General features: G+C 62.6%; 26 protein-coding genes. 17 read left to right on the top strand and 9 right to left on the bottom strand.

The genetic code is table 11. The features are described 5' to 3' along the window. The first annotated feature begins 35 nt into the window (after positions 1–35). The 12 genes from ACN0YJ_RS06725 (at position 36) to ACN0YJ_RS06670 (ending at position 9,001) form a co-directional block, all read left to right on the top strand. Entirely contained in the window at positions 36–539 is a 504-nt protein-coding gene (locus ACN0YJ_RS06725; protein WP_417495717.1) for a Na+/H+ antiporter subunit E, read from the top strand. After that, positions 539–856 carry a monovalent cation/H+ antiporter complex subunit F gene (locus tag ACN0YJ_RS06720; RefSeq protein WP_417477426.1) on the top strand — a complete coding sequence of 106 codons (318 nt, stop codon included), beginning with the start codon at positions 539–541 and terminating at the stop codon, positions 854–856. Before ACN0YJ_RS06725 ends, ACN0YJ_RS06720 begins: the two co-directional genes overlap by 1 nt. Further along, a complete protein-coding gene (gene mnhG, locus ACN0YJ_RS06715; RefSeq protein WP_417477425.1) occupies positions 853–1,224 on the top strand; it encodes a monovalent cation/H(+) antiporter subunit G in 372 nt (123 codons plus the stop codon). The genes ACN0YJ_RS06720 and mnhG overlap by 4 nt, the downstream gene beginning before the upstream one ends. Next, on the top strand, positions 1,221–1,868 hold the full coding sequence (locus tag ACN0YJ_RS06710) for a DUF4040 domain-containing protein (protein ID WP_417495716.1): 648 nt from the start codon (positions 1,221–1,223) through the stop codon (positions 1,866–1,868). The genes mnhG and ACN0YJ_RS06710 overlap by 4 nt, the downstream gene beginning before the upstream one ends. Continuing rightward, on the top strand, positions 1,865–2,323 hold the full coding sequence (locus tag ACN0YJ_RS06705; protein WP_417477423.1) for a Na(+)/H(+) antiporter subunit B: 459 nt from the start codon (positions 1,865–1,867) through the stop codon (positions 2,321–2,323). Before ACN0YJ_RS06710 ends, ACN0YJ_RS06705 begins: the two co-directional genes overlap by 4 nt. Position 2,324: 1 nt before the next feature. Beyond that, complete coding sequence (locus tag ACN0YJ_RS06700; RefSeq protein ID WP_417477422.1) at positions 2,325–2,756, top strand: cation:proton antiporter subunit C; 432 nt, start codon at positions 2,325–2,327, stop codon at positions 2,754–2,756. Continuing rightward, on the top strand, positions 2,756–4,279 hold the full coding sequence (locus ACN0YJ_RS06695; protein ID WP_417477421.1) for a monovalent cation/H+ antiporter subunit D family protein: 1,524 nt from the start codon (positions 2,756–2,758) through the stop codon (positions 4,277–4,279). The genes ACN0YJ_RS06700 and ACN0YJ_RS06695 overlap by 1 nt, the downstream gene beginning before the upstream one ends. A 3-nt stretch (positions 4,280–4,282) precedes the next feature. Continuing rightward, positions 4,283–5,761: a proton-conducting transporter membrane subunit gene (locus ACN0YJ_RS06690; RefSeq protein ID WP_417495715.1), complete on the top strand. Its 1,479-nt coding sequence runs from the start codon at positions 4,283–4,285 to the stop codon at positions 5,759–5,761. Continuing rightward, entirely contained in the window at positions 5,758–6,063 is a 306-nt protein-coding gene (locus tag ACN0YJ_RS06685) for a hypothetical protein (protein WP_417495714.1), read from the top strand. Before ACN0YJ_RS06690 ends, ACN0YJ_RS06685 begins: the two co-directional genes overlap by 4 nt. Next, positions 6,056–7,768, top strand: a complete 1,713-nt coding sequence (locus ACN0YJ_RS06680) for a Na(+)/H(+) antiporter subunit D (RefSeq protein WP_417495713.1) — start codon at positions 6,056–6,058, stop codon at positions 7,766–7,768. The genes ACN0YJ_RS06685 and ACN0YJ_RS06680 overlap by 8 nt, the downstream gene beginning before the upstream one ends. A 169-nt stretch (positions 7,769–7,937) precedes the next feature. After that, positions 7,938–8,279 carry a helix-turn-helix domain-containing protein gene (locus ACN0YJ_RS06675; protein WP_417477417.1) on the top strand — a complete coding sequence of 114 codons (342 nt, stop codon included), beginning with the start codon at positions 7,938–7,940 and terminating at the stop codon, positions 8,277–8,279. Then, on the top strand, positions 8,279–9,001 hold the full coding sequence (locus ACN0YJ_RS06670) for a DUF6456 domain-containing protein (RefSeq protein WP_417495712.1): 723 nt from the start codon (positions 8,279–8,281) through the stop codon (positions 8,999–9,001). Before ACN0YJ_RS06675 ends, ACN0YJ_RS06670 begins: the two co-directional genes overlap by 1 nt. Here ACN0YJ_RS06670 and ACN0YJ_RS06665 read toward each other — a convergent pair. The 3 genes from ACN0YJ_RS06665 to ACN0YJ_RS06655 all read right to left on the bottom strand — a co-directional run bounded on the left by ACN0YJ_RS06665 (position 8,998) and on the right by ACN0YJ_RS06655 (position 10,990). After that, a complete protein-coding gene (locus ACN0YJ_RS06665) occupies positions 8,998–9,417 on the bottom strand; it encodes a SufE family protein (RefSeq protein ID WP_417495711.1) in 420 nt (139 codons plus the stop codon). The two genes, ACN0YJ_RS06670 and ACN0YJ_RS06665, sit on opposite strands and share 4 nt — an antisense overlap. A gap of 86 nt (positions 9,418–9,503) precedes the next feature. Beyond that, a complete protein-coding gene (locus tag ACN0YJ_RS06660) occupies positions 9,504–9,773 on the bottom strand; it encodes a hypothetical protein (protein WP_417489523.1) in 270 nt (89 codons plus the stop codon). A gap of 206 nt (positions 9,774–9,979) precedes the next feature. Then, positions 9,980–10,990, bottom strand: coding sequence for a hypothetical protein (locus ACN0YJ_RS06655; protein ID WP_417477413.1), 1,011 nt, complete (start codon positions 10,988–10,990; stop codon positions 9,980–9,982). Positions 10,991–11,183: 193 nt separating this feature from the next. Here ACN0YJ_RS06655 and ACN0YJ_RS06650 point away from each other — a divergent pair, with 193 nt between their 5' ends. After that, positions 11,184–12,920 carry an ATP-binding protein gene (locus tag ACN0YJ_RS06650; RefSeq protein WP_417495710.1) on the top strand — a complete coding sequence of 579 codons (1,737 nt, stop codon included), beginning with the start codon at positions 11,184–11,186 and terminating at the stop codon, positions 12,918–12,920. Positions 12,921–12,929: 9 nt separating this feature from the next. Here the strand turns inward: ACN0YJ_RS06650 and ACN0YJ_RS06645 are convergent, their stop codons facing one another. Continuing rightward, positions 12,930–13,832: a hypothetical protein gene (locus ACN0YJ_RS06645; RefSeq protein ID WP_417477411.1), complete on the bottom strand. Its 903-nt coding sequence runs from the start codon at positions 13,830–13,832 to the stop codon at positions 12,930–12,932. Between the two features lie 46 nt (positions 13,833–13,878). After that, positions 13,879–15,558: a hypothetical protein gene (locus ACN0YJ_RS06640; RefSeq protein WP_417477410.1), complete on the bottom strand. Its 1,680-nt coding sequence runs from the start codon at positions 15,556–15,558 to the stop codon at positions 13,879–13,881. 58 nt (positions 15,559–15,616) lie between these two features. On the opposite strand from ACN0YJ_RS06640, the gene ACN0YJ_RS06635 reads away from it, so the two are divergent. Genes ACN0YJ_RS06635 through ACN0YJ_RS06620 form a run of 4 tightly spaced genes read left to right on the top strand, consistent with a single transcriptional unit; the run spans position 15,617 to position 19,238 of the window. Beyond that, positions 15,617–15,952: a DUF1491 family protein gene (locus tag ACN0YJ_RS06635; protein ID WP_417477409.1), complete on the top strand. Its 336-nt coding sequence runs from the start codon at positions 15,617–15,619 to the stop codon at positions 15,950–15,952. Between the two features lie 55 nt (positions 15,953–16,007). Then, positions 16,008–16,421, top strand: a complete 414-nt coding sequence (locus tag ACN0YJ_RS06630) for a hypothetical protein (RefSeq protein WP_417477408.1) — start codon at positions 16,008–16,010, stop codon at positions 16,419–16,421. Positions 16,422–16,461: 40 nt separating this feature from the next. Further along, positions 16,462–18,069 (top strand): peptide chain release factor 3, encoded by a 1,608-nt coding sequence (locus ACN0YJ_RS06625; RefSeq protein ID WP_417477407.1) that lies wholly within the window; start codon positions 16,462–16,464, stop codon positions 18,067–18,069. Then, positions 18,069–19,238 carry a mechanosensitive ion channel family protein gene (locus ACN0YJ_RS06620; protein WP_417477406.1) on the top strand — a complete coding sequence of 390 codons (1,170 nt, stop codon included), beginning with the start codon at positions 18,069–18,071 and terminating at the stop codon, positions 19,236–19,238. Before ACN0YJ_RS06625 ends, ACN0YJ_RS06620 begins: the two co-directional genes overlap by 1 nt. A 22-nt stretch (positions 19,239–19,260) precedes the next feature. Here the strand turns inward: ACN0YJ_RS06620 and ACN0YJ_RS06615 are convergent, their stop codons facing one another. The 4 genes from ACN0YJ_RS06615 to ACN0YJ_RS06600 form a co-directional block, all read right to left on the bottom strand. Continuing rightward, the gene (locus ACN0YJ_RS06615) at positions 19,261–20,205 is read right to left on the bottom strand and encodes a hypothetical protein (protein ID WP_417477405.1); all 945 of its coding nucleotides are present in this window, start codon (positions 20,203–20,205) and stop codon (positions 19,261–19,263) included. Between the two features lie 86 nt (positions 20,206–20,291). Beyond that, a complete protein-coding gene (locus ACN0YJ_RS06610) occupies positions 20,292–21,374 on the bottom strand; it encodes a DUF2336 domain-containing protein (RefSeq protein WP_417477404.1) in 1,083 nt (360 codons plus the stop codon). 110 nt (positions 21,375–21,484) lie between these two features. After that, a complete protein-coding gene (locus tag ACN0YJ_RS06605; RefSeq protein WP_417495709.1) occupies positions 21,485–21,847 on the bottom strand; it encodes a PAN domain-containing protein in 363 nt (120 codons plus the stop codon). 87 nt (positions 21,848–21,934) lie between these two features. Further along, positions 21,935–23,977, bottom strand: coding sequence for a putative bifunctional diguanylate cyclase/phosphodiesterase (locus tag ACN0YJ_RS06600; RefSeq protein ID WP_417495708.1), 2,043 nt, complete (start codon positions 23,975–23,977; stop codon positions 21,935–21,937). Positions 23,978–24,167: the final 190 nt, after the last annotated feature.

Here is a 24,167-nt window from a genome sequence, read left to right as displayed (position 1 = left end):
CCCGGAGCTAAGCCAAATGCGCGCGGGGAGTTATCATGAGCTATAGCGTCGGTTTGACGGCCGTACTTGTCCTGCTCTGGTTGACCCTGTCGGGTCAGTACACCCTGTCGGGCGATTACCCTCTGGTCATCGGTTTTGGCGTGTTGAGCGTGGTGGTAACTGTCGCGCTGACCGCGCGGATGCGTATCCTTGATCGCGAGACGGTTCCGGTCTTGCCGGCCTTGCCGCTCGCGATGTACTGGATCTGGCTGGGCCGTGAAATCCTGGCGGCCAATCTCGCGGTGGTGAAGCTGGTGATGAAGCCGGAAATCGACGTCGAGCCGCGCCTGGTACGGGTGCCCGCCGAGCAGCGCTCCGGGCTCGGACATGCCGTTTTCGCCAATTCCATCACTCTGACGCCTGGCACTGTGACGATCGATGTCGAGGAAGACGGTTTTCTGATCCACGCGCTCGATACCAGCTTCACCGACCCGGCCGGTTTCGCGGAGATGGGCGCCCGGTCTGACCTGGCATCCGATGGCAAGCGGAAGGTGCGCTGATGGACATGTTCAATTTCATCATGGCGCTGGGCATGGCCTGCGCCATGGCGATCATGCTGGCGCGCCTGTTTGCCGGGCCGACCCTGTATGACCGCGTTCTGGCGGCCAATTCCTTTGGCACCAAAACCATCCTCTTCCTGCTTGTGTTCAGCGCCTTGTCCGGGCGCCAGGATGCGATCGACATTGCCATGCTCTACGCGTTGATCAATTTCGTCGCGACCATCGCGATCCTCAAATTCTTCCGCTATCGCTCGCTGGAAATTTCCCTGGCACAGATGTCGTTGCGACGGGCCGTGGACGGGGAGGACGAGGTATGAGCGGCGCCGAGATCTGGCATCACCTGCTGTTTGCCATCAGTGTCGCGTCAATGTCGGCAGGCCTGGTCTTCGTTCTGGCGGGCGCAATCGGCGTTATTCGCCTGCCCGACTTCTATACCCGCATGCATGCGGCGGGTGTCACCGACACGCTCGGTGCCGAGCTTGTCATCCTCGGCCTGATCCTGCAGGCGGGAGACTGGCAGACGATGGCCAAGCTGGCGCTGGTCGGACTGCTGCTCTTCCTGACCAGCCCGACCGCAACCCACGCCGTCGCCAATGCCGCGCATCGGGCCGGCCACAAACCGGACCTGGCTCACTTCAAGCCGACGCATCCGCGCGAGCTGGCTGACGAGGAGGGCAAGGCATGACCGACCTGACGCAATATCTCGACTATGCCCTGATCGGCATGCTCCTGGCGGTCGCCTTTGCCATCGTCCGGCTGCGCAATCTGTTCGCGGTCGTGATGCTGATGGGCGTTTACAGCCTGCTCTGCGCCGCCTGGTTCGTTTCGCTGGACGCGGTTGATGTCGCCTTCACCGAGGCCGCCGTTGGCGCCGGGATTTCGACTGTACTTCTGCTGGCGGCGATGCTGCTGACGGCACGCGAAGCCGAGCCGAGCAAGCCGCAGCGTCATTGGGCCGCTTTTGCTGTAGTCGTCACGGCGGGCGCCGCTTTGCTCTATGCCGTGCCCGACATGCCGGTCTATGGCGACGCGGAATCCGTCGCCAATGCCTATGTCGGCCGCGATTATCTCGAGCAGACGCCCCATGACATCGCCGTGCCGAATATCGTGACGGCCGTGCTGTCCAGCTATCGCGGTTTTGATACGCTTGGCGAGACTGTCGTGATCTTTACCGCCGGGCTCGGCGTGATCCTGCTGCTCGGCTTCGGTGGCCCCAAGCGCGAGCCGAAGGGCAAGCCCGCAGCCAAGACCCTTCTGCCGGCGCGGACCACCAAAACCCCCAAAGCCACCAAGGCGGCGAAGCCGGTCAAAGAGGAGGGCGCATCATGAGCCCGCACCTGATCCTCCGCGTTGTTTCCAAACTGCTGATTCCGATTATCGTGGTGTTTGGCTTCTACGTGCAATTCCATGGTGATTTCGGCCCAGGTGGCGGCTTCCAGGCTGGTGTGATCGTCGCGGTTGGTGTCATCCTCTACGCACTGATTTTCGGCATGGAGGAGGCGCGCCGCGCCGTTCCTCCGGTGGCTGTGCGTTACGTCATGGCGTCCGGCGTGCTGCTATTCGCCGGCGTCGGGGTTGCGACCCTGTTGATGAATGGGGCCGGCGAGCCGGTGAATTTTCTCGATTACGACGCCCTGCACCCTGATCAGAGCCATCATACCGGACAGCATTATGGCATTTTGCTGATCGAACTTGGCGTCCTGTTCACGGTCTCATCGGTGATGCTGGCGATTTTCTACGCCTTCGCCGGACGGATTCCCGACTTGCCGGACGAGGACTGGTAGTATGCTTGATATCCTCCTGGAACGTTTCAACTATATCCCGATCATCGTGTTGATGATGACCGGGCTGTATGTCGTCTTTGCGACCGGTAATCTGGTCAAGCGTCTGGTTGGGCTCTCCCTGTTCCAGACCTCGGTTTTCCTGCTTTACATCACGCTTGCCAAAGTGTTCGGCGGCCAGCCGCCAATCATCGCTGACGCGCATGGTGATGATCATGGCGCTGCAGCCGCAGGCCATGGCGCTGCCGCCGCCGAGGCGGTGCTCTATTCCAATCCGCTGCCTCACGTGCTGATCCTTACCGCCATCGTCGTGGGCGTCGCGACCCTGGCCGTCGGACTCGCCCTGGTGGTGCGGATCCGCGAAGCCTATGGCTCCATCGAGGATGATGCGCTCAATGCGGCAGACTATTCGCGCGATACGGGAGCGGCTGGGTAATGGATATTCTGGCTCATCTCCTGCCGGCGGGCATCGCCGCGCATGCGCCGGTTCTGCTGGTCGTTATTCCGCTTATTCTGGCGCCGATTGCCGCGCTGATGCCGAGTGGCCGCATGGCCTGGGCGATTTCGCTTCTGGCCGCCTTCCTGGTCGCCATTCTCGCCCTGGTCCTGCTGGGCGAAGTCTCGCAGGCTGGCAGCGTCAGCTACCATCTCGGGGGCTGGGCGCCGCCGCTCGGGATCGAATACCGGGTTGATGCGCTCAATGTTCCGATTCTCTTGCTGGTCGGTTTTGTCGGCCTGCTCTGCACGATTTACGCCCTGCCCAGCGTGGCCGACGAGATTGAGCCCGGCAAACAGCCGATGTTCTATTCTGCCTTCCTCGTCTGCTTTACCGGCCTGCTGGGCGTCACGATCACCGGCGATGCCTTCAATGTCTTCGTGTTTCTGGAAGTCTCGTCGCTCTCGACCTACGCGCTTGTCGCAATGGGCGGCGGCAAGGATCGCCGGGCGCTGACGGCCTCCTATAATTACCTCATCCTCGGCACGATCGGGGCGACCTTCTTCGTCATAGGTGTCGGCTTCCTCTATATGGCGACCGGCACGCTCAACATGGTCGATATCGCCCGTGTGCTGGCGGAGAATGGGCATAGCCGCGTCACTGAAGCGGCTTTTGCCTTCATTGTTGTCGGACTGGGGCTGAAAGCGGCGATGTTCCCGCTGCATGTCTGGCTGCCGAATGCCTATACCTTCGCGCCGAACTTCGTCACCGCCTTTCTTGCCTCGACCGCGACGAAAGTGGCCTTCTACGTGCTGATCCGCTTCCTGTTCTCGATTTTCCACCCGGAAGTCAGCTTCGTGGCGGCCTCCTTCACCTGGATCTTTGCCGTGCTCGGCACGGTTGGCATGATCGTCGCCTCCGCGCAGGCGATCTTCCAGACCGATCCGCGCCGCGTGCTGGCTTATTCTTCGGTCGCCCAGGTGGGCTATATGATGCTCGGCCTCGGTATGGGCACGAAAGCTGGCCTGTCGGCCGGCATGCTGCATTTGATGAACCATGCGATGATGAAGGGGGCGCTTTTCATGGCGCTCGGTGCTTTCGCGCTCAAATTCGGTGTCCGCAGCATATCCAGCCTCAACGGGCTGGGGCGGACCATGCCGGTTTCGGCCAGCGCCTTCACGATCTCCGGCCTGTCGCTTGTCGGGGTGCCGCTGACGGTTGGCTTCACCTCGAAATGGTATCTCATCCTCGCCGCGCTGGATCGCGACTGGTGGTGGGCGGTTGCGGCGCTGATCGGGTCATCGCTGCTCGCGCTGGTCTATGTCGGCCGGATGTTGATGGCGATCTGGATGGAGGAGCCGCCGGCCCATCAGGGCAAGGCTGTCGCGCAAACCCGAGCGCCCTGGGCGGTTGTGGTGCCGATGTCGGTGCTGGCCCTGGCCAATGTGTATTTCTTCTTCAATGCCGATCCGCTGGTCCATCTGGCCAATGCCGCAGCCGAAGCCGTTATGGGAGGGCGCTAGATCATGTGGACCCCCGAACTCGCCCTCGCCCTTGCGCTGGCCATCCCCGCCCTTGGCGGCGTCCTGGTGGCTCTGCTCGGCAATCGTCCCAATTGGCGCGAGGGTGCGACGCTCGTCTCCGGCGTGCTGCTGGCCCTCAATATCGCCTACCTGGTCGAGATCGCGCCGAGCCAGCCGACCCTGATCCTGGCCACTATCGCGCCCGGACTGGAGCTGGCCTTCAAGCTCGAGCCTCTCGGCGCCTTGTTCGCCGCGGTGGCGAGCGGGTTGTGGCTGGTCAATTCGCTGTATTCGATCGGCTATATGCGCGGCAATAACGAGAAGAGCCAGACGCGCTTCTATGTCTGTTTCTGCATCGCGATCGCCGGCGCCATGGGCGTTGCCCTGTCAGGCAATCTGTTGACGATGTTCGTCTTCTACGAAGTCCTGACGCTGTCGACCTATCCGCTGGTGACGCATAAGGGTGATGCAGCGGCCCGGCGCGGTGGCCGCATCTATCTGACCATTTTGCTCGGCACCTCGATCGGCCTGCTTCTGCCGGCCATTATCGCGACCCAATTCCTCGCCGGATCGACCAATTTCGTCGCCGGTGGCCTGCTCGCGCTCAATGATGTGACACCGATGATTGCCGGCATTTTGCTGGTGATGTTTGCGTTCGGAATCGGTAAGGCGGCGCTGATGCCGGTCCACGCCTGGTTGCCCAATGCCATGGTGGCACCGACGCCGGTTTCCGCCTTTCTGCACGCGGTTGCGGTCGTGAAGGCCGGTGTCTTCGCGATGCTCAAAGTGGGGACCTATATCTTCGGCCCGGCACTGATCGCGATTGTCCCGACCTCCCAGCCGCTGGCCTGGATTGCCGCCGGTTCGATCGTGCTGGCCTCACTGATTGCCCTGACCAAGGATAATCTCAAGGCGCGTCTGGCATACTCGACCATCAGCCAGCTTTCCTATGTCACCCTGGCGGTGATGCTGGGATCGCCGCTGGCGATGCTCGGCGGCGCCCTGCAGATCGTCATGCATGCCTGGGCCAAGATCACCCTCTTCATGAGCGCCGGTGCAATCTACACGGCGACAAAGAAGACCAATATCTCCCAGATGCGCGGTCTCGGCCGGCATATGCCCTGGTTGTTCGGGGCCTATACGATTGGCGCCCTGTCAATCATCGGCCTGCCGCCACTGGCCGGGATGTGGCCCAAACTCTTCCTGATGCAGGGCACGTTCGAGGCTGGCCAGGTCGTTCTCGCGACCGCGCTGATCGCCTCCTCCCTGCTCAATATCGCCTATCTCCTGCCGCTTTCGGCGCGGGCCTATTTCGAGCCGCCTGAAGAGGCCAAGCTGAAGAAGCCGGCGCCGATGCTTGTGATCCTGCCGCCCGTGATCACGGCAGCCGGCGTCATCATCCTGTTCTTCCTGATTGGCCCCCTGCGGGATTATCTCCTGCCCGTGTTTGAGCCGGTCGCGATTGTCGAGACAGTGCTATGAGCCAGAAGCCCGCCAAAAAAGATGATCTGGTCCATCCGATCGCACGGCCTTTCCTCTGGCTTGAGTCCAAATGGCTGGCATCCAGCCTCGTCTGGGTGCTGGGGCTTGTGGTGGTCGCGCTGGGCGCGGTGGATTTCTTCCATCCGCGCCATGAATATCTCCACTTCGCCCAGACCCCCGGCTTCTACGTGCTGGCCGGCTTTATCAGCTTTGTCGCCGCTGTCATGGGGGGCTGGTTCGTGATCCGGCAATTCCTGGGCCGGGCCGAAAACTACTGGGACGGGGAGGCTGGCGATGAGTGAGTTGTTCGCCAATATCTCGCCAGCCCTGCCGATTATCATCGCCGGGCTGATTGCAGCGATTGTTCCGAATAATGCTGTGCGCAAGGGCTTGGCCCTGTTCGCGCCTGTGCTCGCCGGCCTGTGCTGGTTCAATCTCGAGATTGGAACCTTTGGTGTCATCGAGTTCGGTGGTTTCACGCTTGAAACCCTGCGCTATGACGAGATCAGCCGCATCTGGAGCCTGATCTTCATAATCGCCGCCTTTCTCAACGGGCTCTACGGCCTGCACGAGAAGGACCGCGTGACCGATGCCGCCGGGCTGATCTATGCCGGTGGCGCGCTCGGCGCGGTGTTTGCCGGCGATCTGATGACGCTCTTCCTGTTCTGGGAAGTGACCGCGATTTCCTCGGTCTTCCTGATCTGGAGCGCCCGCAACCGGGCCGCCACCAAGGCGGGCCTGCGCTATCTGGCGATCCATGTCCTGTCCGGCGTCCTTCTGCTGACCGGTGCGGTGATCCATGCCGGCGAGACCGGAAGCTGGGCCTTCGACAATATTGGCCTGAATTCGCCGGGCGGTTTCCTGATCTTCATCGCCTTTGGCATCAAGTGCGCCTTCCCCTTCCTGCACAACTGGTTGCAGGATGCCTATCCCAAGGCGACGGTGGTGGGCACGGTCATTCTTTCTGCCTTTACCACCAAGATGGCGGTTTACGCCCTGGCGCGTGGCTTCGCGGGCGAAGACAGCCTGATCTATATCGGCGCGATCATGACGATCTTCCCGGTCTTCTTCGCGGTGGTCGAAAATGATCTGCGCAAGGTGTTGGCCTATTCGCTCAACAACCAGCTGGGCTTCATGGTGGTCGGTATCGGGATCGGTACCGAACTGGCGATCAACGGCGCTGCGGCGCACGCCTTCGTGCACATCCTCTACAAGGGCCTCTTGTTCATGAGCATGGGCGCGGTACTGCACCGGGTCGGTACGGCCAAGGCGTCGGAATTGGGCGGTCTGTTCAAGTCCATGCCGGCAACGACCGTGTTCTGCCTGATTGGTTCGGCTTCGATCTCGGCCTTCCCGCTCTTCTCGGGCTTTGTCGCCAAATCCATGATCCTGGCGGCCGTCGCCCAGGACGGGAACTGGCTGATCTGGCTCGTCCTAGTCTTCGCGTCTGCCGGGGTGCTCGAGCATTCGGGGATCAAGATCCCCTTCTTCGCCTTCTTCAGCCATGACCGGGGTCATCGCGTCCGGGAGGCACCGGTCAACATGTTGATGGCGATGGGGCTTGGGGCGTTGCTCTGCGTCTATCTCGGCGTCAATTACGGCAAGCTTTATGATCTGCTTCCGTATCAGAATTCGATTTATGCGCCCTATACCTTCGACCATGTCGTCGGCCAGATGCAGCTCCTGCTGGGGGCGATCTTCGCCTTCGCGGTCTTGTTGCGGATCGGCGCATATCCGGAGGAGAAGCGGTCGGTCAATCTCGATACCGACTGGGTCTATCGCCGTTTTGGCGACGGGCTCGCCCGCTGGACCTGGTTGATGCTCGACCGGCTTTCGTCGTCTGCGGGTAATGCCTGGGGCCGTTTGATGAGCGGAATTGGTGGTCGGCTGTATCAGGTATTCAGTCCTATGGGCGCGCTGAGCCGAGATATCCCCAGTGGGGTGCTCGCGATCTGGACCAGTGCCTTGCTCGCAGTGGTCTTGATCATCGCGTATTTTTCCACCTGATATATCAAACAGGTATCGCATAATGAGAGCGCGCAACACGTATGGGTTGCGCGCTCTTCCATTACCACACAAATAGGAATATTATCCCCGCCTGGGTGTAGCCCTCCTAGCATGGGCGGGCCGGGACGTGATGGATGGCGTCCCGGTTCGTGAACACCGGGAGCGCAAGATGACGCAAGCAATGACCAGAAGCGGCAGCGATGCCGCCCGGGCCCGCCTGGCCCAGAGTGCTGTAGCCTACGCCTTTGGCGTGACACAGGACGAGCTCGAGGCGCCAACCCGGCGCTCGCGCGAGGCCGCCTTCGCCCGTCAGGCCGCAATGTATCTCGCCCATGTCGCCTTTGAATTGTCCCTGACCCGGGTCGCCCAGGCCTTCGGCCGCGACCGCTCGACGGCGGCGCATGCCTGTCACCGGATCGAGGATCAGCGCGATGATCGCGGCTTTGATGAGTATATGGACGCGCTGGAAGCCTGTTTGCGGGCCGCGCCCTGTCCGGGCGAGCCGGTTTGATGCCCGCCACGCCAGACCGGCCCCTGCCTCGCTGGTTGCTTTGCCTGGCGCGCCAAGGTGCCGCCCTGAAGCCCTGTATCACGGGCGGTGGCTATGGCGTGTTCGCGGGCGGTGATCGACGGCGGCGGCCGCTGGCGCGCCTTGATGCCGGCCAGCTGCGCCAGGCCCTGGCCAGTGGCATGCTCGACGAGACGCGCGACGGGATTGCCCTGGGCCGTTCAGGCCGTGCGGCCATCAAGCGCGGGCTGGACGGCGGATTCGCGGCCCAGCACCGCATCATGCGTGATCGGGAGATCCTTGGGCCGAGCGGCCAGATCCAGCGGGTCCGGGCCAATACCCGTGAGGACGTGCCGGGGCGCTGGGCCGTGCAGCTGGACGCGATCGAACACGCCGCCGCCGAACGCTTCTGCAGCGACTATGCGCGATCAAGCTTGCGCCAGCACACCACGCGCAACTGGTCATTGACCGCTGAGGTTCGCCAGGCTGGCTGGCGCGGCGGGCCGGAGACGGCCTCGCTGGCTGCCATCGCCGCGAAGGATCGTGTGATGGATGCGCTCGATGCCGTCGGAAGCGGGATGGATCAGCTGGTCGTGGCGGTTTGTATTCGTGAGGAAAGCCTGGCGGCCGTTGAACGACGCTATGGCTGGGCGCAGCGTTCGGGCAAAACCGTGCTGAAGCTGGCGCTGCAGCAATTGGCCCGGCATTATGGCTTGAACCTCTAGGCTTCTGCGGCGGCCCGGATCCGGCCAATCATCGAAGCCAGACCATTGGAGCGTTGTGGTGAGAGATGTTCCGACAGGCCAATCCGCGCCAGGACTTCCCGGGCATCGACCGAGAGAATGTCCTCGCGGCTGCGCCCGGAATAGAGGCGCAGCAAGAGCGCGGCGAGGCCGCGCACGATGTGGGCGTCACTATCGGCGTGAAATACGAGGCTGTTATCGTCAGCGGGCTCGACAATCAGCCAGACCTGGCTGACACAGCCCTGGACCCGGCTCGCTTCGGTGCGCTGCTCATCGGGCAGGGGCGGCAGGGCCTTGCCCATATCGATCAGATAGCGATAGCGCTGTTCCCAATCGTCCAGCAGATCGAATTCCTCGACCAGCTCCTCGATTTCAGTCTGGATGGGTGTTTGTGTCATCACAGCGACGAGTTAAGGCGCGCTGCCGACAGGATCAAGGCGTAGATGCGGTCAGCGCCGCCGGGCGAGCGGGAAATGCAAGCGTATCAGGACTTGGAGGTCTGCTGGCGGTCTTCGATTGCAGTCTCGAGCCGCGTTGCGGCAAAGCCCGCAAGGAAGCCGCCGAGCTCGACAGCCTCTGTTCCGGCTTCGCAGAGCGCAGGGCGTTCGACGCACCAGCTGTTCACGGCCTGGCCGGCATCAATGCGGGTCGAGGCGCTATCGAAGGACAGGTTCATGGGATCTCCCGCGAAGTCTCGCGGGATGAAGACCGACACAATCGCCAGCCAGAACGCAGCACGTACAAAAAACATCATCGACCTACCTCACACCAATTATCTCGCCGGGGTGTACCGGCATTCATTGCAGGATCGAGGCTAGGGCAGGTTTTCAGCTATTGCACGCGATTACGGGGTTTAGCGGAAACAGCGTGCGAAACTGGAGCAAGGTTTTTATCTAAAATTTGATCCTGTCTCTGTTCGGTACACTTTTTGTTAATCATTAACGGTCTTGAGCGCGGGCTTCAGTCGGTCCCGGTCGCGGCAGAAACGCCCAGGCAGCGGCTGACATCAAGCAGGGCGTGCTCGGCGATGCAGAAACTGTCTTCATACTTGAAATGGCCGGCGGCGACGCATTGTTGCAGGTCGAGCCGGGCCCAGGTCAGGCAGCGCTCGACGACCGGGTCGGACAGCAGGGCATTGACCAGCTCGCTTGACTGGCTCGGGTCGTTGGAGATGGCCTGCAGCGCGGCAACCGAAAGGATGCGTCCGATGCGGTCCCGGTCAGGATCGATGACGGCATCGCCGACGGTCAACGTTAACTGCGGCGTGGTGTAGACGCCCATACGCGCGATTTCCGGATGGTCATAAAGCGCCGAGGCGGGGACCACGCCGTCCAGCCCGGTGTCGAGCGAGAGCAGGAATTCATTGCTCAGGGGCACACTCGGTGCGGAACCGGCATTTTCCAGCGCGGAGAGGCGTACACGGCGGTCGCCGGCCCGCGCCTGGGCCCAGCGCGTCGCCTGCAGGTCATACGCGGCCGCGCGGTAGCGATCACTGACCTCACGAATGCCCGCACTATCGCGCTCGAGCGCGTCGACCACCGAGGCCTCGGCCGTATCGGCGTGGGTGAAACTGATCGCATAGGTGGGATCATAGAGCAGGCCGGACATCGCCGCCTGGGCGCCGTAATAATCGGCCAGCTCACGGACATCATCGAGATATTCGGGATGCTGGGCGGCAATCATCGCTGTATAGGCGATCCAGGCGCGCACCAGGCGGTCGTGAACATAATAAGCCGTCAGGCGATCCATGGCGGAGTCGAGATCCTCGCCTGACCCGATCGGCGCCGAGCGCAGATCCGCCACGACGCCGTGGAAAGCTGCATAATCTCCGGCGGCGGTGCGGAGTGGATCGGCGGCTGCCGGCTCGACCGCATCCAGTTGCAAGACCGGGGCTTGAGCCATGCCGGCATCCTGTCCGTCGCCATCAAGCGCGGTCGTCAGAGCAAGCGCTGCAAGGATGGATATCAACATCAGGTAGCCTCCGTAACCCTGTGAACCGATAGTGTGCCCCGGACGCGCCCGCTCTCCAAGCCTTGAAATGCATAGATTTGAGACAGGCTTTCCCGGCCGAAACGGTAAACGGGATAAGTTTAAGATTCAGTATTTGTTAACGTCGGCGGCAAAGATTACGGCGTGAGGATTGCGCTGAGTCGCAATGGGAAAAATGCAGAAACCTGAACGAGACATAGCTGCTTGGATCGCGCGTCGCGGTGGTCCCGTTACCAATCTTGTCTGGATTGGGACGGTCGCTGCAGCCATACCCCAAATCTGGCCGATTCTCGACGGGCCACTCTGGCTGAAAATTGCCGGCTTCCTCGGTGTGGCGTTTCCGGCAATTGCCGGGCTTGTGCTGGCGCCGCGTCTCGGGCGTTCATTCGAGCGTTTCCTGCTCGCCATGTTGTGGACCTCCCTGGCCGCCGTTGTGGCGCTGTCGGGCGGCGGCGTGACCGGGACGGGCGTGCTCGCCTTCCTGCTGGCCCCGGCCATGGGCGCAGCCGGTGGCGATCGGGATGCCATCGTCAAGGCTGGCGCGATGTCCGGTCTGGCCGCCCTGGTTATCACTGGCTTGCAACTCACCGAGTTCATCCGTCCCCAGCCAAACGCGGTCGAGTATCATCTTCCCTTTATTCTCGGTCTTGTGCTGGTCATCGCCTATGGTTTCGCCTGTGCCGCGATCCGCTCCATCCGCGCCAATGATGTGGCGAACCGGGAAGCCGAGCACGGCCGCGTGCGGGGCCGGGCGTTTGACGCCGCTCCCGCCGCTATTCTCGCCTGTGACAATGATGGCAATATCCTCGCCGTCTCCCGGGGCCTGCGCGAACTTTCACCGGGTCTGCCGCGCGAATTGACGAATTTGCCGATCGCCGATCTCGGTTTTGACGACGAGGATCGCTCCGAACTTGCGCGCGCGGCCCGCCGCGCTGCCGCACGGCCACTGTCCGACCTGCTCAGTATTCGGGGCGACCGGGGCAATCCGGAACGCGTCAAGCTGGACGCCCGCCCGATCGAGGGCGGTTCAGTGTCGGTGATCGCCCGCGATCATCGCGTCGAGACGGAAAACGCCTTGCGCGAAGCTGAAGAAGCCCGTGCCCTCGCGCTGGAGGAGGCGCGCGCCAAGTCCCAATTCCTCGCCTCCGTGAGCCATGAATTGCGTACGCCGCTCAATGCGATTATCGGTTTTTCCGATGTCATGAAGGCGCGCCTGTTCGGGCCGATGCCAGCGCGTTATGCCGAGTATGCCGATCTCATCCACGAGAGCGGCCAACACTTGATGGAATTGATTGGCGATGTGCTCGACATGTCGAAGATCGAGGCCGACAGTTATGATCTTTCGCGCGAGAATTTTGACATATCCGAAGTGGTCGGGCTGAGCGTCAAGATGATGCGCCTGCAGGCCGAAGAAGCGGGGCTGTCGCTATCGGTCGAGACGGGCGACCAACCGATCCTGGTGAATGCGGACCGCAAGGCGCTGCGCCAGATCATGCTGAACCTGCTCTCCAATGCCGTAAAATTCACGCCGGAAGGCGGCGCGGTGGTCGTGATGGCCAGGGCTTCAGGCGCAGATCTCGTTCTGGCAGTGGGTGATAGCGGCGTCGGGATCGACCCCCAGGAAGCAGCCAGGCTCGGGCAACCCTATCGTCAGGCGTCCAGCGCCCGCGAAGTCGATACCCGTGGCACCGGCCTTGGCCTGTCACTGGTGCGTGCACTCGCCGGCCTGCACGGCGGGACAATGTCAATTGCAAGCGCCAAGGGTGTTGGCACGACGATCACGGTGACGCTTCCGGTTCTGGTGCAGGCGATGGGGCAGGTGGGTACGCTGCGCCGGCTCGACGTGCACCAGCAGATCGAACGCGCCCAGGAAGCCTCACAGTCGCTGGTGGCCAGCGCTGGCGCCGGCTGAACGTCACGCCTAGCTTTCTGGAAGCTCAATCTGTGATGTGTCGCTGATCGCGGCGCGCAGGAAGGCGACCGCAGCCGCGAAATCCCCAATCTCGAAATAGTCGGATGCGACCCGCTCACCATTGCGGCCCATCAAGTCGATGCGGGCTGTCTCCCGCGGGTCAAGCCGGCCGAGTTGCTGGACGACCGAGGGGGGGAAGCGGAAAACATGGCCCTGCGGTGCACCGGCCAGGGCATCGGCCGCCGGCCCATTCATCTGATCACTGGCCCAGACGAGCCGCCGCGCATAGTCCGGGGGTGTCCACTGAGCCCAGCTGGCACTGGCGGGTCCGGCGAACATGCCGCCCATTGTCGGGTCATAGAGTTCGGGTGCGCTTTGCGTATTGCGCGTGACCAGGACGGCCGAAATGTAATTGCCGCCATTGGGCAGGGCGATGGTGAAGCTGATATCGCCTTCGACCCGGCTGATACCAACCCGGATGCGGCCCGTGTCCTGGAGGAGGGCCCAGACGGGCTCATCGGTCAGTATCTGACGATTGGCGAACCAGGAAAATGCAATGCCCGGAAAAGTCATATTGCCGACGCGCAGATAGCCATCGAAGGCGGTAAGGACGCGATCACGCATCGCCAGGACTTCGGAAGACACGCAATCCCGTCGCCGAGCCTCCGCGGCGATTTCAGCGCCATAGGCCTGGATCTGATCGGGCGCGATACCGCTGCGCAAGAGGGCACCGCGAGCCTGGAGCCGCGCCGCGTCAAGAGCAGCGCGCTGCCGGTCAGTAAACAGGTCGCAATGGGCGTCCATGGCCAGGGCTGCGGTGCGTTCGCCAAAAATCAGATCGGCATCCTGGGCGCCGGCGGCAGCGGTCAGGCCAAACAGGCCCAAGGCCAAGGCATGGAAGGCACAGCGCATCTCATTTCCCCGAAACTTCGAAGAAATGACGCTAACACGGCAAGTTTTACGACGCGTGAACGCGGCGGCGGCGCCAAATGCCGCGGATCAGCATGATGAAGGCAATCCCGAACAGCATGAAGGCGGCATCACGTGTGTGGTCGAGCGCGAATTCCTGTGCCCGCTCGCGCAGACCCGGTGCCGTGACGCTGTAATCCAGCGGGGTAACACCGCGCACACTCCACACGGCGGCGCGGCCTTCCAGCGCGTGCCACAGGTTCGAGCGCGCCAGACTGCGGCTGGCCGCTTCAAAGGAGGACAGTTCCGGCGAGGTCAGCGTACCGATCCAGCGGTCGGCTTGTTCGGCATCGCGGAACAGCGACGCAACCCCGATGCTCCGTCCGTCTTCCGGTGTTGCAGGTGTGGCCGATTCATCGGCATAGGCGGCGGCGGCCAGGCGCATCAGCCCGCGTTGCCCACGGCTGCGTTCGGCGGCGCGCATGGCGGCACCAAACTCCGCCGGAGCGCTGCGACCGAGGGCTGCGATACTGCTGCTGCCCGGGCCGATAATCAGGAGATTGTGATTGGCGGGTGCGTGATCATGTTCCTCACCATACCAAGCATACAGCCAGGCTTCACCGCTCACGAGGGCGCCTCGGGCCAGCACTGAGAGTGCCCCGAACCGGTCGGCGCGGGTGCGAGTGGTGAACTGGACAGCCGTGCGCGATCCCTGGTCAGCGCTGAAGGGCAGGCCCGAAGCGGCCAGGGTGCGCAAATCTGCATTGGCGCTCAGGCGGCGGGCATCGCGAACCTGCGGGCGGCCAAGCCGCTGCGCCGTGATGGCATCGGCGGCAACGAAGCTGCGGCCATAACCACCAAAGGAGCGTGCGGCGAACAAACGGGCGGCGGCGACCGCTTCGTCGATATTGCGTCCGGTAATGATCAGGCGCGGCGTTGCGCCTTCGCTGAACGCGATTTCCGGTCCCTGACTGCGATTGCCGGTGCGCAGGATGGCGCGGTCAGCCTCGTTCAGGCGATCATTCTCGGCCAGCCGGATGATGAGGTCGGCATTGGCTTCATCGCCGCCGAACAGGGGCACGCTGCCGGCGCGCAAGGCGACGCCCTGGGCGACGAGACTCTCGAGCGTTGCCCGCTCGCGGCTGATATCGGTGACAAGGGCGATCCGGCGCGGCGCAGCAAAATCGGCCGCCAATGCCAGTTCGAGCTCGTGGAGCGACGTGATCGGGCTGTCTTGTTCCAGGGTGAGCCGCAACTGCGAGCGGCGGGCATCGACAATCCAGCCGGTCGTGGCGCTATCGGTGCCATAGGAGACTTCGAGGACGTTCTCGCCTGGCTGGATATCAGCCGAAAAGAGGGCAAAGCGTGCTTCAATCGAGCGCGGCTGCGGCCGGATGATGATGGGCTCGCCGCCATTGATGGCGACCTGGATCCGGCCGTTCGAGCTGTCACTCGCGGGGCGGGCGGCGAGGCGAAGCCAGGCTTCCGAGCTATAGGTGTTGGGGGGGAGGTAAAAGCGGATCCGGGTTCGTGCCTGGCTCGAGGACAGAACAAAGGCGTCCATCCCGGTTTCGAGATCGGCGAGCGTGCGCTCTTCGATCCGGGTGCCTTCGGCGGCATTCTGGTTCACAGTGGCGGGAGACGTATCACCCTGAAACTCTTGACCCAGTGCCTGACCCGCCGCCGACGCACAAAGTGCCATCGCAACCAACGCAACTCGTACCAACATAAAATGCTCCCTTACCCCGTTAATACGTTATTAAGCAATTCAGCGGCCAGCAATGAAAATGATTCAACTGAAGACGAAATTCTGGGTGGATGCCTTGTTGCGAAGGGCTGAATCGGCATTGGCCGCCGCCTATGTGATTCGCCACGGAGACGAAGATGCGGGCGCTGTACTCGTAAAGGTGGCAAACCTGACCGGGCAGGCCGAGCTTTTTGTCCCGGCGCGGGACGAAAACGGGGAACGGATCTGGACCCGCCATGACAAGGCGCCGGTCCCGGAGGCCGAGATCGACGTCTACTGCCAACGCCGGGCCGACGGTGATCCGGATATCTGGGTGATCGAGATCGAGGACCGGCGGGGGCGCCATTTTCTGACGGAGCCGGTGGAGGATTCTTAACGACCCGGCCCTAGAGTGGGGGGTGAGGGATTGTAGGCGCTCGCGGGGATCTTCGATGCTGTTCTTGTTCAACGAAACCGTTTTCGACCTGGGTGACCTGGTCTCCGTCCTCAAGGACGGAACCATTCCCCTGCCGGCGGCACAGTTCGAGACGCTGACCACGGGCCACCTGACCCAGTTGCTGCGCGAGGCCCTGTATGTTGACCCCATGATGGCGACGAACAAGCCGGACCGGACCAAGCATCTCGCAGCCCTGATTGCCTATCGGGCGCCGGGTGCCAATGCTCTGCTGGGCGTGCGGCCGCAAGGTGCGACCGGCCCCGACGATGTCGGGCTGCGATTTGCCAATGTGCCGATGCTTATCCTGACCTATCTCTGGAAGCGCCAGAATGACGGTGTGCTGGGCCCGGACATCATCAATGAAGAAGTCTGGTGCCGGGTGACGGAAAACTTGCACAGCGCCTACTGATCGGGCTAGTTCGGGGCTTGCATCCTCAGCGAGCCAGTTCATGACTTCTCCGACGATTGATGCGCCGGAATGGGCGCGTCGCCGCAGCTTCGCCATTATCTCACATCCTGACGCCGGCAAGACCACGCTGACCGAGACCATGCTGTTGGCCGCCGGTGCCATCCGCATGGCGGGGCAGGTGCGCGCGCGCGGCGAGAACCGTCGTACGCGTTCGGACTGGATGAAGATCGAGCAGGAGCGGGGGATTTCCGTCTCCGCCTCGGTGATGACGTTCGAACATCGCGCCCTGCTTTTCAACTTGCTCGACACGCCGGGTCACGAAGACTTCTCCGAGGACACCTATCGCACGCTCACCGCTGCGGACAGCGCGATCATGGTGCTTGATGCCGCCAAGGGCGTGGAGCCCAGAACGCTCAAACTGGTCGAGGTCTGCCGTCTGCGCGACATCCCGATTGTCACATTGATCAACAAGATGGACCGCGAGGCGCTCGATCCGGTCGATCTGCTGCAGGACATCCAGGACAAGCTGGCGCTTGATGCCGTGCCGATGCAATGGCCGGTCGGCTCCGGCCAGCGTTTCAAGGGCGTGGTCGATCTGAAGACCGATGAACTGGTGCTGTTCCAGCGGCCCGGGGTCGAGCACGACCGCGAAGCGGCGTCGGAACGGCTTGCCCTCGACGGCCCGGAAATCCGTGAACTGCTTTCCGATGCCGAGATCGAGGAGGCCCGCGACGGCGCCGAAGTGGCCCGCGAACTGTGCCCGGCCTTCAATCCGCAAAGCTTTCTGGAGGGCCATATGACGCCGGTCTTCTTCGGCTCGGCGCTGCGCGGCTTTGGCGTGCGCGAATTGCTCGACGGGCTGGCCGACAAGATCCCGGGGCCTGCGCCCATGCCGGTACAGATCAATGGTCAACCCGGCCAGGTCGAGCCCGGCGACAAGGAAGTGTCTGGCTTCGTGTTCAAGGTGCAGGCGAATATGGACGCCAACCATCGCGACCGCGTTGCTTTCGTTCGCCTGTGTTCGGGCAAGTTCCGTCGCGGCATGAAGCTCAAGACAGAGACCGGCAAACAGCTCACCGTTTCCTCGCCCATCCTCTTCTTCGCCCAGGACCGCGAGATTGCCGATGAAGCCTTTGCCGGCGATGTGATGGGAGTTCCCAATCACGGCACGCTGCGCGTTGGCGACAGCCTCTCGGAAAGCGGAAAGCTGCGCTTCTCCGGCATCCCCAATTTCGCGCCGGAAATCCTGCGCCGGGCACGCCTGGCCGATCCGCTCAAGGCGAAGCATCTCAAGAAGGCGCTCGAAAGCCTGGCCGAGGAGGGCGTTACCCAGCTCTTCCGCCCGGTGCTCGGCGGCGATTTTATCGTCGGCGCGGTCGGCTCGCTTCAGATCGATGTGATGCGCGAACGCGTTGCGGCCGAATACGGGCTGGAGGTCGCCTTCGAGGCGGCGCCCTACGAGACGGCGCGCTGGCTGGGCGGCACCGAGCAGCAGATTGAAGCCTTTGCGGACCGGCACAAGTCCGCCATGGCGGTCGATATCGATGGCAATCCGGTCTTCCTGGCCAAGAGCAATTGGGAAGTGTCCTATTCGGAAGAGAAATTTCCCGACCTGGTCTTCCACCGGGTCAGAGAGAGAGCTTTGTGATGCGCGTGCAGGACGATAATGGTTTCCTCGCCCAATCGGGCGAATTATGGACCCAGGCGGTCGCCGTCTGGCAGACCTCCTTCCTGGGCGTCAGCGTCGGGCACGGGTTGAGCGCCATTATTATCCTGGTGCTCGGGATCACGCTGCGATCCCTGGTGGCGGGCACGTTGATCACTCTCCTCAAACGCATGGCTCACAAGACCGAGAACGGGTTTGATGATGCGGTGGTGGAAGCGCTCGCCGGGCCGCTAAAACTCTTGCCGATCACAATTTCCTTCTTCTTCGCGCTCAACATCCTGGAAGCCGGGACCGGCTCAACTGCGTTTTCCGATGTCGACCGGATTATTCCATCCCTGGTCGCGATCGGGATTTTCTGGGGTCTGCACAATGCGGTGGCGCCATTCATCCATCTGATGCGCGCGCTGCAAAATGCGCTGACCCCGGTCATGCTCGACTGGCTGACCAAGGCCTTGCGTATACTGTTCGTGGTGATCGGGGCTGCGGCCGTCCTTCAGATCTGGGACATCCCGGTTGGCGGTATCATCGCCGGGCTTGGCCTGTTCGGCGTCGCTGTTGGCCTGGGTGCTCAGGATTTGTTCAAAAACCTGATCGGTGGCTTGCTGGTCCTGGCGGAGAAGCGCTTCTTGCCGGGCGACTGGATCAAGGTCGATGGCGTTGTCGAGGGCACGGTTGAGGCGATCAATTTCCGGTCGACCCTGGTGCGCCGTTTCGACAAGGGGCCGGTCTATGTTCCCAATTCAAAGCTCTCCGACAATGCGGTGACAAATTTCTCCCGTATGACGCATCGCCGGACCTATTGGATCATTGGCGTTCGCTATGACACCACGGTCGAGCAATTGAAGACCATACGTGATCGCGTGCTCGATTATGTCACCAAACATCCCGGCTATGCCCAGGCGCCAGAGGTGTCGACCTTCATGCGTGTGGATAGCTTCGGCCCGTCCTCGATCGATTTCATGCTCTACTGCTTTACCCGCACGACCAATTGGGGTGAATGGCTGGCGCTGAAGGAAGAGCTCGCCTTCACGATCAAGACGATCGTTCAGGAGGCCGGAACCGATTTCGCCTTCCCGTCCAGTTCAATATATCTCGAACAGGGTGCCGAGCTGTTTTCGCCGCCAACCGCCGTCGACGCCAGCTCAGCCTGACGAAAGCCCGCGAACTGCCATCTCAACTGCTTGCCGCCGATGTCGCAGCAATAGTGCTCGCCGAGATCGCGGCAATCATCGCCGCCTGGGCGGCAATAACCGCGGCGAGCGCGCTGGCGCTGCCTGCCGGGTTGCGGGCCTGGTCGTCGAAAGCGATCAGGCTGGCCAGCCTGGTCCGGCCAAAGCCGACTGATGTCAGCTGTTTCGGCAAAGCACTGGTCAGGTTGGAAATCTGGACCAGATCGACCGGCGTGCGGCCGGCAACGGCCCATTCCATCGTCATGGAGCGATCACTGCGCCCGCGCAGGAAACGGTCAGCCCGCCGTGCATCCTCGAGCGCATTGAATTGCGACAGCACGATCTCCGGTGCCTGGCCGAGCAGGACGCATTGACGGGCACCGTCGCGTCGGTGACCCCTGGCTCGCTGGTCGGCGCCGAACACGGCCTCGGCGTGGGCCCGCGCCTCTACGACCGCCTCAGGGCGGCTGCCTGCGAGGACATGGGCGGCTGCGAATGTATCCGTGACGGAATCATCCGAGCGCCACCAGGGCGGGCGGACGGCCCGCTTCATGGTGTAGAAGGCGTCCACCACACCGGGGCCGGCTTCCCCGAGGCAGAGGATGAGAGCTGCGCGGGAACCGCCGGCATGCAACCGGCCCGTCTTCGAGGCCGCGCATGCCTGCCGCAAGGCGTCGCGAGCGCCGAGGAAGTGTTCTGTGTCGACGCCATGTGCTGCAAGCATCGCCGCATAGACCCACCGCATCGAGCCGTTGGGAGCCCGGAATCCGCCCAGGGCCGATTTCAGGCTTTCATGGTGTGATCGGGTGGCGGCGACAAGCGCTGTGTCGGGGTGTCTGGCGTGCACGAGCGCGACCGCTGCGAAGGCTGCGGCCTGCTGGTCGGGCCGGGGCTTGGTGTCGCGCAGGCTGTCGGCCAGCTGCGTGAAACGGTCGAGCGGAGTGTCCATGAGTCTGTCCCTGATTGCGGCTGGTGGGCAGCCTAACACGCACAGGCCGTGTCACCGCAGGGATTGGGGGGCGCTGTGTCCCGGCTCTAGGCGGCGACGTCCCGGCGCATGCGCCAGAAGCGCATGGCGCGTGCGGCGTCTTCGACCGTGATCCGGTCATACAGCAGGCCGAGCTCCTTGGCGTCCCGGAAGGCGTCCTCGGTGGCATTGCTACGCAGGACCGCGAGGGTCACGAATAGGGCCTTGTCGAATCCGGCTGAGCGACAGATCAGGGCCAGCGGGTCAATGCAGTCCTGGTCGATGGCGCGCCGTGCCGCGACGCGGTCAACGCCGCTCATTTCCGCGAAAGCAACGTGGAAGCGTGTCATCTCACGTTCGCGGAGCAAGCGGGCCAGCAGGCCACCATTGAGCATTTTGCGAACCGCCATGCCGCGCACAAATTTCTCTGCTTCCTCGACATCCTTGTCCTGGCTCATGCGTTCGCTGAGTCGGGCGTGGGAGGCGGCAAGCGCCTGTTCGACCAACGCCGGGTCCATGCCGTCGAACCGTTCGAGGATGTGATCGCGCAGATGATTTTCCACCGTCAGCATCAAATCCCCGAGCAGGTCGGCGGGGGTGTCCTTGCGGGTGATCACCGGAGCCTGGAGAATCTTTGAGTGCTCGGCCCGTTCGGTAACGGTTTCGAAGCTGGCGCGCGACAACTGGGCGCCATCATTGCGGATCAGGACGGCGACGGTTTCGTCATCACCGCGGCGGACGATGGTGTCAGAGAGGCGTTCGGAAACGAGTTCGCGCTGCGAGATCGCCTTGAGTTGCGGCTGCGCGCCCTGTTCGGCGATCGACAGGAGTTCCGCTTCGCTCAATGCGGTCGAGCGAGCCAGGATCGGCGCGGCGACGTCAATCGCGTCACGCGCCAGTTTGAGCAACATGCCGCGCGGGGCCAGTGGCGTGTCGGCGAACCGTTCCGCGAGTTCAGCCCGCGCACCCTGCGCGGTCTGCTCCGCCAGCGCGCTGAGCACGTCATCAAACTCCTGGGAAACCGCTGTATCGCGCTCGGGCGGTTCATCAAAAAACATGTCCGTGACTTCGCGCAACAAGGTGCGACGGCGATCACTGGAGCGTTCTTTCGCGAGTTCGAGCAGGCTGTTCAACTTGCTGATGACGGCCATGAACATACTCTTTCGGTGTCGTTGCCGGGTCGTACACGGTGATGATGCCAGCGGTAGGTAAAAAAATTCTGTTCGCGACCGATCAAATTGAGCGGGCCGGGGCCTGGATGTCAGTGGGGGTCGGGCAGGGTCGCGCGCAGGGCGGCGATTTCGCGCGCGCTGGGGCGCCGTTCGCTGGCAGCCTCGATCTGTGCCGCGATATCGCTGGCGAGACCCGTCACCCTTTGTGGTGCGCGCCGCGGGGCCGGTGTCGACGCCAGCAGGGCGCAGTGGCCGTCGACGCCTTCCAGGCCCGGCGGGGTCCAGACCCATGAGCGGCATTGCGCTTGCTCATCGCACAGCGCCGCGCACATGGCCTGATTGCCTTGCGTCAGGTTGATACGCTCATAGACAGAGCCGATCCGGGTCCAGCCCGTTAGCCTGTCACTGGCATCGGACGGCGCTGCGGCCAGGCCGCAAGCCAGGATGATCAAGATGGGGGCATACCGAAGGTGCATGCTGTCAGTGTGTCGCCGCGGCCCTAATAAATACTTGCGCCAGAGCGGCCGGGCCGCGGTGGTTCAAGCCTTGCGGATTGGACGTTTGACGATGGACAGTTTTGCCGGCTGCGTGTGAGCGGGACGATCGGTGGCGCGGGCCTCTGCTGCGAGATAGGGGAGAACGCACCTGGCCTCCATCGGCTTGCCAAAGATATAGCCCTGGATGAAACGCGCCTGCATGCCCTTGAGGATGTCCAGCTCGGCGATGGATTCGACGCCTTCGACGACGCAATCCAGATCGAGCGACCGGCCCAGATTGATAATGGTCTGGATGATCTTGCTCGCCGAGGCATCCTTCAGCAGGGGGACCACGAAGGAACGGTCGATCTTGATCTTGCTGACTGGCAATTGGTGCAGATAGCTGAAACTGGAATAGCCGGAACCGAAATCATCAAGCGCCAGTCTGCAGCCGAGTGCTGCGATGCGCTCGATCGAACGTCGGGCCTGGTCGATATCCGACATCATAGCGGTCTCGGTGATCTCGAACTCGATCCGGGCCGGGTCGATTCCGCTGTGTTTGACCAGGTCGAGAATATCGCTGACCGCTGCCGGGGACACCAGGTCATGACCGGAGAGATTGAAGGAGACGTGCAGGTGCTCAGGCCAGCTCGTCACCAGATGCAGCGTCTTGCGCAACAGGATCTGGGTGATCTTGCGGATCAGGCCCGAGCTTTCAGCGACGCGGATGAACTGTTCGGGACTCACCGGTCCGAGGGCGGCGCTATTCCAGCGCGCCAGGGCTTCGAACCCGTAGGTGCGGTTGAGCTCGAGATCGAATTGCGGCTGCAGGAAGACCTGCAATTCCGTCTCGAGATCAGCAGCCCGCAAGGCCTGGTCGACCTGGCCCATGCTCAGCATTTCGCGCTCATGGCGGGGTGTGAACAGGACCGCTTCGCCGCGGGTATGTTTCTTCGCGAAGCCGAGAGCGTATTCGCAACGCTCCATCGTCTGGCGGATCGTCAATTCGACCCGGTCGCAGATCACCAGGCCGACCGAGGTCGTCAAATTGGCGGTCACCGTCCCAAGCTCGTAAGGCTGACCGATTTGCGAGCACAAATTGCGCCCGAACTCCTCAACGCTGGTCGCCAATTGATCGCGGCGCACCAGGATCGCAAATTCGTCGCCGCCCAGGCGGGCGATCACGCTACGTCGCGGGACCGCGGCCTTGAGGCGTTTGGCGACCTCGCACAGCAGCAGGTCGCCGGTCGCGTGGCCATAGGTATCATTGACGGGTCTGAAGCCATCCAGATCGATCAGGGTCAGCAATGTGGTCTGGGTGTCGGGACGGACTTTCGCGAGGGCCGTGCCGAAGGCTGTGAAGAAGCTCAAGCGATTGGCCAGCCCTGTCAGGCCGTCTCGTTCGGCCATCTCGCGGGTCTGGGCGGTGAGGGCTTCAGCCTTGAGGGCCAGCATTTCCGATTTCGCTGCGAGGGCTTCGGCCCGGGCACTGTTTTCGTCGGCATCGAGGCGTGCGGTCGTGGCGCGCAGGACCGCACCGCGCATCAACATTGCCATACCGACGGCGCTGATACCGGCAGCCAGCGCCATGAAGAGGTATTCCCCCAGCATTTCGGGCATATGGATCTGAACAAACGTCAACATGGCCGCCACGGTGATCAGAATGCTCGGGATCGTGGATCGCAGACTGATCGATACCGTCGCAAATACCGGCATTGCCAGGACAAAATAGGCCAGGTTCTCGGGCTCGAAATTCAGGGCCATCTGGATCGTGACATTGCCGAGCAAAATCGCATTTCCGGCCAGTCCGTAAAACTCGATCGTGCGCTTGCGGCAGGCCGAGCGTGCCAGCCGGTGCATGATCCCGGCTGCCATTGCGGAACCGCTGATCAGGCCGAACAGGACGCCATAGACCCATAGTGGAAAATCCTGCGGCGGAAATGCTATATAGGCCAGGCTCAACAGGCCGTAATACAAGCCGAGCGCCAGCAGGAAACCACGAACGATCGGCCGGAAGGCGATCGCCATTTCCCGCTCGACAGCGCTGGTCGTGCGTTGCGTCCGCTCCCTGGACTGCTCGCCTTTATTCCCCTGTCTGCCTGCCATGCTTGGTGGGTCCCGCTTTTTGTAAGCGCCAATAGGGACAGTTTGTTGTTAAGGGCCACCTAACGCAGACGTTGCGAAACGGGCTGCTCCACCCTGATTTGCCGACAGGCCCGCTGCGGCCTCGGGCGGACCCTGTTCCCGGGGTGCCCAAATAAAAGCAATGAAATTAGCCGGTTGAGCGCTGTCTTGC

Source organism: Maricaulis sp., assembly GCF_048270095.1.
In the GTDB taxonomy this organism is placed as follows: Bacteria; Pseudomonadota; Alphaproteobacteria; order Caulobacterales; family Maricaulaceae; genus Maricaulis.
Note: the sequence above shows the minus strand (reverse complement) of the source record. Positions and strands in the feature narration are given on the sequence as shown.

Bases quoted from the DNA above. Each gene is read 5' to 3' on its own strand.
- ACN0YJ_RS06600 (WP_417495708.1), bottom strand. From the start codon at position 23,977: ATGGCAGGCAGACAGGGGAATAAAGGCGAGCAGTCCAGGGAGCGGACG.
- ACN0YJ_RS06635 (WP_417477409.1), top strand. From the start codon at position 15,617: ATGATTCAACTGAAGACGAAATTCTGGGTGGATGCCTTGTTGCGAAGG.
- ACN0YJ_RS06670 (WP_417495712.1), top strand. From the start codon at position 8,279: ATGCCCGCCACGCCAGACCGGCCCCTGCCTCGCTGGTTGCTTTGCCTG.
- ACN0YJ_RS06725 (WP_417495717.1), top strand. From the start codon at position 36: ATGAGCTATAGCGTCGGTTTGACGGCCGTACTTGTCCTGCTCTGGTTG.
- ACN0YJ_RS06720 (WP_417477426.1), top strand. From the start codon at position 539: ATGGACATGTTCAATTTCATCATGGCGCTGGGCATGGCCTGCGCCATG.
- ACN0YJ_RS06710 (WP_417495716.1), top strand. From the start codon at position 1,221: ATGACCGACCTGACGCAATATCTCGACTATGCCCTGATCGGCATGCTC.
- ACN0YJ_RS06695 (WP_417477421.1), top strand. From the start codon at position 2,756: ATGGATATTCTGGCTCATCTCCTGCCGGCGGGCATCGCCGCGCATGCG.
- ACN0YJ_RS06680 (WP_417495713.1), top strand. From the start codon at position 6,056: ATGAGTGAGTTGTTCGCCAATATCTCGCCAGCCCTGCCGATTATCATC.
- ACN0YJ_RS06645 (WP_417477411.1), bottom strand. From the start codon at position 13,832: ATGCGCTGTGCCTTCCATGCCTTGGCCTTGGGCCTGTTTGGCCTGACC.
- ACN0YJ_RS06640 (WP_417477410.1), bottom strand. From the start codon at position 15,558: ATGTTGGTACGAGTTGCGTTGGTTGCGATGGCACTTTGTGCGTCGGCG.
- ACN0YJ_RS06610 (WP_417477404.1), bottom strand. From the start codon at position 21,374: ATGGCCGTCATCAGCAAGTTGAACAGCCTGCTCGAACTCGCGAAAGAA.
- ACN0YJ_RS06615 (WP_417477405.1), bottom strand. From the start codon at position 20,205: ATGGACACTCCGCTCGACCGTTTCACGCAGCTGGCCGACAGCCTGCGC.
- ACN0YJ_RS06625 (WP_417477407.1), top strand. From the start codon at position 16,462: ATGACTTCTCCGACGATTGATGCGCCGGAATGGGCGCGTCGCCGCAGC.
- ACN0YJ_RS06630 (WP_417477408.1), top strand. From the start codon at position 16,008: ATGCTGTTCTTGTTCAACGAAACCGTTTTCGACCTGGGTGACCTGGTC.
- ACN0YJ_RS06650 (WP_417495710.1), top strand. From the start codon at position 11,184: ATGCAGAAACCTGAACGAGACATAGCTGCTTGGATCGCGCGTCGCGGT.
- ACN0YJ_RS06690 (WP_417495715.1), top strand. From the start codon at position 4,283: ATGTGGACCCCCGAACTCGCCCTCGCCCTTGCGCTGGCCATCCCCGCC.
- ACN0YJ_RS06685 (WP_417495714.1), top strand. From the start codon at position 5,758: ATGAGCCAGAAGCCCGCCAAAAAAGATGATCTGGTCCATCCGATCGCA.
- ACN0YJ_RS06620 (WP_417477406.1), top strand. From the start codon at position 18,069: ATGCGCGTGCAGGACGATAATGGTTTCCTCGCCCAATCGGGCGAATTA.
- ACN0YJ_RS06655 (WP_417477413.1), bottom strand. From the start codon at position 10,990: ATGTTGATATCCATCCTTGCAGCGCTTGCTCTGACGACCGCGCTTGAT.
- ACN0YJ_RS06700 (WP_417477422.1), top strand. From the start codon at position 2,325: ATGCTTGATATCCTCCTGGAACGTTTCAACTATATCCCGATCATCGTG.
- ACN0YJ_RS06675 (WP_417477417.1), top strand. From the start codon at position 7,938: ATGACGCAAGCAATGACCAGAAGCGGCAGCGATGCCGCCCGGGCCCGC.
- mnhG (WP_417477425.1), top strand. From the start codon at position 853: ATGAGCGGCGCCGAGATCTGGCATCACCTGCTGTTTGCCATCAGTGTC.
- ACN0YJ_RS06705 (WP_417477423.1), top strand. From the start codon at position 1,865: ATGAGCCCGCACCTGATCCTCCGCGTTGTTTCCAAACTGCTGATTCCG.
- ACN0YJ_RS06660 (WP_417489523.1), bottom strand. From the start codon at position 9,773: ATGATGTTTTTTGTACGTGCTGCGTTCTGGCTGGCGATTGTGTCGGTC.
- ACN0YJ_RS06665 (WP_417495711.1), bottom strand. From the start codon at position 9,417: ATGACACAAACACCCATCCAGACTGAAATCGAGGAGCTGGTCGAGGAA.